General features: G+C 66.7%; 6 protein-coding genes. All 6 read right to left on the bottom strand.

Annotation, left to right across the window (positions count from 1 at the left end; all coding sequences use genetic code 11):
• The coding region (locus tag CF8_RS18040; protein ID WP_198016879.1) for a Gfo/Idh/MocA family protein at positions 1–426 on the bottom strand (426 nt) is incomplete at its 3' end.
• Positions 423–1,697, bottom strand: a complete 1,275-nt coding sequence (gene aroA, locus CF8_RS18035; RefSeq protein ID WP_198016878.1) for a 3-phosphoshikimate 1-carboxyvinyltransferase — start codon at positions 1,695–1,697, stop codon at positions 423–425. The genes aroA and CF8_RS18040, both read right to left, overlap by 4 nt.
• Before the next feature lie 10 nt (positions 1,698–1,707).
• The gene (locus CF8_RS18030; protein WP_010834537.1) at positions 1,708–2,385 is read right to left on the bottom strand and encodes an HAD family hydrolase; all 678 of its coding nucleotides are present in this window, start codon (positions 2,383–2,385) and stop codon (positions 1,708–1,710) included.
• Positions 2,382–3,185: an ROK family protein gene (locus tag CF8_RS21200; RefSeq protein ID WP_010834536.1), complete on the bottom strand. Its 804-nt coding sequence runs from the start codon at positions 3,183–3,185 to the stop codon at positions 2,382–2,384. The genes CF8_RS18030 and CF8_RS21200 overlap by 4 nt, the downstream gene beginning before the upstream one ends.
• Complete coding sequence (locus CF8_RS18020; protein WP_156887263.1) at positions 3,182–4,420, bottom strand: MFS transporter; 1,239 nt, start codon at positions 4,418–4,420, stop codon at positions 3,182–3,184. Before CF8_RS18020 ends, CF8_RS21200 begins: the two co-directional genes overlap by 4 nt.
• A gap of 171 nt (positions 4,421–4,591) precedes the next feature.
• Complete coding sequence (locus tag CF8_RS18015) at positions 4,592–5,650, bottom strand: hypothetical protein (RefSeq protein WP_156887262.1); 1,059 nt, start codon at positions 5,648–5,650, stop codon at positions 4,592–4,594.
• Positions 5,651–6,000 lie beyond the last annotated feature (350 nt).

The raw sequence follows: 6,000 nt of genomic DNA, 5'->3' as shown, positions 1-6,000 counted from the left end.
GAGCCTCCACGAAACCCGGGGCGATTCAAGATTCAGCACGGCGATGACGTCTCGGCGATAGGCAGGGGTGTGGCAGACATGCAGGGCTCGCCCCAACCGGTCGGCAGTGCGCCGCACCTCCCGCGCGTCCGCGCCGCTGGTGGCCAGTGGCTTCTCAACGACAACGTCCTTGCCGGCGTGCAGCGCTCGGAGGGCAAGGGATGCGTGAGTAGCCGGAGGGGTGCAGACGACCACCATGTCAGCGGAGCTCTCCTCGAGCGGGCCCCGGTGGATGTCGACGCCCCACTGGGCAGCGGCGGCCTCCGCCATCCGAGGATCCGTGTCGGTCACCGCGACATGTCCGACGTTGGAACTGGCTACGAGGACCGGCAGGTGCACCCGACGTGCGATTTCGCCGGTGCCGACCAGCAGGATGTCCCGCCTCACGACGGGTCCCTGAAGAGTCGGTCAAACTCCTCGAAAAAGCCCGGGAAAGTCTTGCCCACGCAGGCGGGATCATCGAGCATGATGCCATCGGCCCGAAGCCCGAGAACGGAGAACGACATCGCGATGCGGTGGTCGCGGTGGCAATCAATCCGCGCCGGCTGTGGCCGACCGGGGTGGATCTCCAGCCACGAATCGCCCTCATCGACCCGTACCCCTGCGGCGCGAAGGTTCGTGGCGACCGCGGCTATCCGGTCAGATTCCTTGAGACGGGCGTGAGCGACGCCGGTGATCCGAATGGGCGCATCTGCAAAGGGGGCGAGGCATGCGGCCGTCATGAACGTGTCGGAGATCTCTCCCATGTCTACGGTGAAGCCTCCTCGCAGCGGGAGTTGGGCACCGGTCACAGAAGTGGTGTGATCGCCGATCGCGACGGAACAGCCCATTTGCGCCAGCACGTCGACGAACGCGAGGTCGCCTTGAAGGCTGTTGCGGCCCAGGCCGTCGACGCGGATTGCTCTGCGCGTTAGCGCGGCGCCAGCGAAGACATAGGAAGCGGTTGACGCGTCCGGCTCCACGGCAAACACGCCGGGCGAGCGAAGCGGCTGATCCGGCACTACGAAGACTCCGGGCTCGGGCTCATCGACCAACACCCCGAAGTCGGCCATCAGCGTTATGGACATGTCCACATACGGGCGGCTGACCAAGTCGGAGGTGCGCAGCGTCAGGCCCCGGGCAAGTGGCGCGGCCATCAGCAGCCCTGAGACGAACTGGCTGCTGAGTCCGCTGGGCAACTCGATCTCCCGAGGTCCCGAGAGCTGTTGCGGCGCACCCTTGACGCTGATGGGCAGTCCGTGGCCGTCGGTCGGCCAGACCTCCGCACCAAGGCTTCGCAGAGCACCCAGGAGCGGGCCTAGCGGCCGTCGCCGGAGTTGATCGCTACCGTCGAACGAGAAGCCTCGTGGCACGAGACCTGCGACAGGCGGCAGGAACCGCGCGGCCGTCCCGGCGTCCGCGCACCACACTGTGCCGAGGGATGCAAAGTCGCCGCTCGTTCCTTCGACTGTCCAACTGTCTTCAGCGCGATCGACACGAGTGCCCATCGTCCGCAATGCCTCGGCAAACGCGAGGGTGTCCTCAGAGATCAGCGGCCTCCGCACAGTGGTCGTCCCAATTGCGCAAGCTGCCAATACGAGCGCCCGGTTGGTCAGGGACTTGGAACCCGGAATGCGCGCCACGGCGGCCGGGATGGGTGACGATTTGGCCTCGGTCATGGGTTTCCCTTCATCCGTATGGTGGCGGATCGTCGGAGGTGATCAGGGTGCTTGCGATCTTCTGGAGTAGGGGCAGTAGATCGTGGGGATCGCTGATGAGGTGGTCTGGTCCGACCTCGAACAGCCGCTCGGCGCCTGCCGCGCCCCAAGTGCAGGCGATTGTCACTGCGCCGGCGGCGCGGCCTGCAAGGACGTCCGCCGGAGAATCGCCGACAAAGATCGCGCGGGCGGCCCCCAGTTGGCGAGCGGCCTCAAGAACCGGCGCGGCGGCGGGCTTGCCCGGCAGTCCATCGTCAGGCGTGATCACCGTCTCGACGTGCCGGTCCAACCCGGTGAGCCTCAGTGCCTCACGTGTGCGGGCGCGGTCCTTTCCGGTCACGATGCCCAGCCGGGCGCCGCGAGCCGTCAAGGTCTCCAGCATGGAGTCGACCCACGGGAACAGCCGCAAACTGCCGGAGCGTCGACTAGCCGCCTGCACGAAGAACCCGTCCATCCCGGCTGGCAGCCCGAGCAGCCTGCAGATTTCGGGAAATGGGTGCCCGGCGAGACCCAAGAAGTCCGATGTGGGGGCAGTGCCAACGCCGCCAGCCTGCTCGTAGGCCTCGACGAACGCCGCGGTGGCGACGGCCTCGCTGTCAAGGAGCGTGCCGTCCAGGTCGAAGAGTATGGCGACAACCCGGTCAGTCATGGCGCCTGCCCAATGTACGTGGCGCCGATCCCAGGAACGGACTCCGGCTGCGGAGGTATCAGGATCGGGAACTCGCGGCGGTTGGCGACGTCGTGGAGGAGATCTCGAACGCATGATCGCCCGAGGAGGCCACCGACCGCTACGAGCGCCTGCAAACCGAGTGCCTGCGCCAACTCAACCAGTCGGGTACCAACCGCAACCCCCTCTGCCCAAGGCCCGGAAGTCTCGTTGTCGTCGCCCAGCCGGCTCCAGGCCGTTTGTAGGCATCCGAATGACCCGCAGCGACACCGCTGGACAGGATCTAGGCCCGGTAGATGACCCAACGTTCGGCCGCCAGCGCGCTGGGGACGGAGCACTCGATCGCCGACCACCGCGGCGCCACCCAGCCCAGTGCCCCAGGTTGTCACCAGGTAGGCGTCATGATCGCCGGCCAGCCGCAACCGCTGAACAGCGAGGGCAGCGGCGACGCCGTCGTCGGCGATGTGCACGGTGGCCCCTGATGCGTCCATCAGGGCACGCCGCAGGGAGAAGCCGACCCAGGATGGCCGGTTCGGCCAGCCGTCGACGACACCCGCATCGTCGACGCCACCAGCGAAGGCACAGCCCAACCGCGTCGGGTGCCGCAGCAGTCGCAGGCTCGAGCGGATGTCCTCCAGCGTTTTGGCAGGGTCGACGTGCGTGGATCCGGAAGCCGCCGTCACGATGACGTTCTCCGTACGCCTGCACAGCCGCCACGACGTGCCGCCGATGTCTAGGCCCCAGTGGTCGATCGCCGCGGCCTCGTTGTTCTCACTCTTCACTTCTGCTCCTTGGACTCGGTGGCGAACACCTGGAGTGCGGCCCCCGCCCCGCAGGCCCCGAGGGCCAGGAGGACGAATCCGTGAGCGGCCGATGGAAGCAAGAAAACGAGGGCCACTCCACCACCGGAACCGATCAGTGATCCGGTGTTGAAAGACACGGAGACCCAGCCGTTGGCAGAGCCGATACGGCTCGGGGCGACTATGTCGGCGAGTCTTGGTTGAAATGCGGCTTGGTAAACGCATTCGGAGGTGGCCAGAACGACGATGAGAATGACCAGATACGCAATCTGAGAAGCAGAGCCGGAGGACGCTGCCGTGCTCGCAAGACCGATGGCCCATGCGAGCAGCAGAGCCACCGTGTGGGTGCCGAAGCGGCGGCGGGGACTCCAGTGCCGCATCGTGCGTTCGAGGGGAAGCTGCACGCCGACGCTCACGACGGTCCCGATCGCGACCACGACGCTCACCGTGGCAAGCCCGACGCTCATGAGTTCGTGCCACATCAGCGGCAAGACCGACTCGACGACAGTCAGGGCGAACGCCACTGTCAGCGCGTTTCCGACGAGGCCCGCGAGCACTCGACGGTCGAGAGCGCCCCGGGGGGCACTGCGCTTCTGGGTGCCTCCGGAATCGCCTCCCCTCATTAGCAGGATCGCTGCGAAGAGGAGGAACGAGGCCGCGTTCGCCGAGTAGAGCAGCGTGTAGGGGGTGGTCGCGAGTGTGGCGAGCCCGGCGAGCCCGAGGGCACCCACGGCCACGCCCAGGTTCACCACGACGTTGCGGACGGCGAAAGCGCGGGCGCGTTGATCGGGATCTGTCGCCAGGCTCAGTTGTGCCCGGAGCGCGGTGGCGGCGATCCCAGTACCCAGGCCGGCGACCGCGGCGACAAGAGGGACGGCAGTGTCGGTCGTCGCGTAAGGGATCGACGCCCACGCTGCGGCCTGCAGGACGAACCCTACGGTTCCGACGGCGCGCGCTCCGGTGCGATCGATCGTGCGTCCGGCGATGAGCCCACCGAGCATCCCGGAGAGCGGCAGCACGATGTAGAAGGACGAAACCACGCTGGCCGGGTGGTCGAGGACCGAGGCGAGAAAAATCGCGTTGAGTGGTAGCACCAAGCCCGTGCCGACATAGGAGACGGCGAACCCGGCAATGATCAGCCGGGCCGCCGGCCGCAGCGGGGCAGGTGCACCAGGCATTGAGACTGGCGGACGTCTGGGAATCGTGGGAATGCTCACGTTCTTCTTCGGTCGATGTTGGCCCGGGGCCCCGCTAGGCGGGACCCCGGGCTTGCGCTCACGCGCTGGCGAGCTTGGCAGCCTTGACGATGGTGATGGAACCCATGGTTGAACCTCCTTCCTTCGGTGGATCGCGCCGCCGAGTGCGACACGGACATCGATGGAGTCGGCTCAGTCGGTCAGCAGTCCCCGGTCGGCCATCGACTCGATATAAGACCTGAGCTCGTCAGCGGATGGTGGCTCGGGCAGGAACCTTTTCCCAAGGAACGGGAAGGCCTGGACCGCTCCTTCCGTTCCCAATGCCGCGCAGAGGCCCCACAACAGCAGTCCGGGGACGGACAGTTGCACGTGGTGGGTCTTGTCTAGCCCCTCGAACAGCACATCTTCCCCGTAGCGAATAGGCACCCATTGGATGTCCGTGGTGATCGCACCGCCGGGGGTTGGCTCCGCTGCGTGATGGTTCGCCAGCATGGCTCCCCATGAGGCTGCTTCGGGGGCTTCCCAGCCCAGGCAGAGGGCCGCGACGAGCAACTCCTGTGCCAGGCGGACGCGAGACACAACGAGTTCTTCCCACCTCGCGGGAGAGGGGCTGTACAGCAGCGCATCGATACGGCTCAGCAAGGCTGAATGGTCGGCCGTTTGACTCAGCTTGCGCATCGACCACTTGTGCCCGACGTAGGTGAATCCGCAGCCAGCGGTGTAGGCCTCGAGCGCCTCAAGTAGCAGGCGACCCGACACCTCCAGTGCTTGACGCCAGTCGGAGGCCTCGATGCTTCCCTGCACGTCTTCAGCCTTGCTGGAGATAATCGAGCACGAGCGCAGGATGCGGCACTTCCGCAGATCGTCGACAGCCTCGCGCGCGCCCTCGATGAAGGCGGCGCCCCGCTCGTCCACAGGCAAGGCGTACAGCAGCCGAGCCGCGTCATCGAGCCGGCCCAGCGACGGCACATCATCGAGCCCCTGTTCGCGGTTCACCGGAACGTTCCGTAGCGCAGTAAGGAGTGCGTCGACATAACCGGGCCCGCGGCACTCGACGTCGATCCTCACCCCATCGCGGACAACCTGCTCTACGGGTGGCAGTTGTCCATCGACCACGAGAAAGAGGTCGACATCGGACCGGTCGTTGCCGAGGCCTGCAGTCAGGCTCCCACCGATCCAACCCGCCACGGCGCGCCCCTCAGCGAGCCGCTCCTGGCCAAGTCGCGCTGCTTGTTCGATCTTGGCGTGCACGTGTCCCCCTGCTTTCCGAGATTTCCCTGCTGTGCGCAGCGGGGTGAAAGGTACGGACACCACTGGTGTGCTCGTGCGCGGGCGCCACATGGTGAGACTCAATCTCTTCCTTTGCCGGCCGAGGCGCCGGAGTCGAGGAGGTGTGCGGGTCACCCCATCACCGAGCGATGCGGACGCGGCTCCACCCGGCGGGCGTGTGAGGTCGGGTTCGAGACCATCCGCTGGCCGAGCTGTGGTCCCGGTCCCCCACCATCGTGAGGCATGACTTCGCGGGCCTCGGGGCTCGAGGGCTGTGTCTCATGCGAGATGAGCTGGATCAGCCGGAGCAGGTCGGCAAGCTGTCCAGCGCG

This window comes from Nocardioides sp. CF8, from assembly GCF_000389985.1.
GTDB classification, from domain to species: Bacteria; Actinomycetota; Actinomycetes; order Propionibacteriales; family Nocardioidaceae; genus Nocardioides; species Nocardioides allogilvus.
This window is presented reverse-complemented; position numbering and strand designations above follow the sequence as displayed.

Coding starts and splice junctions, on each gene's coding strand:
- aroA (WP_198016878.1), bottom strand. CDS start 1,697: ATGACCGAGGCCAAATCGTCACCCATCCCGGCCGCCGTGGCGCGCATT.
- CF8_RS18030 (WP_010834537.1), bottom strand. CDS start 2,385: ATGACTGACCGGGTTGTCGCCATACTCTTCGACCTGGACGGCACGCTC.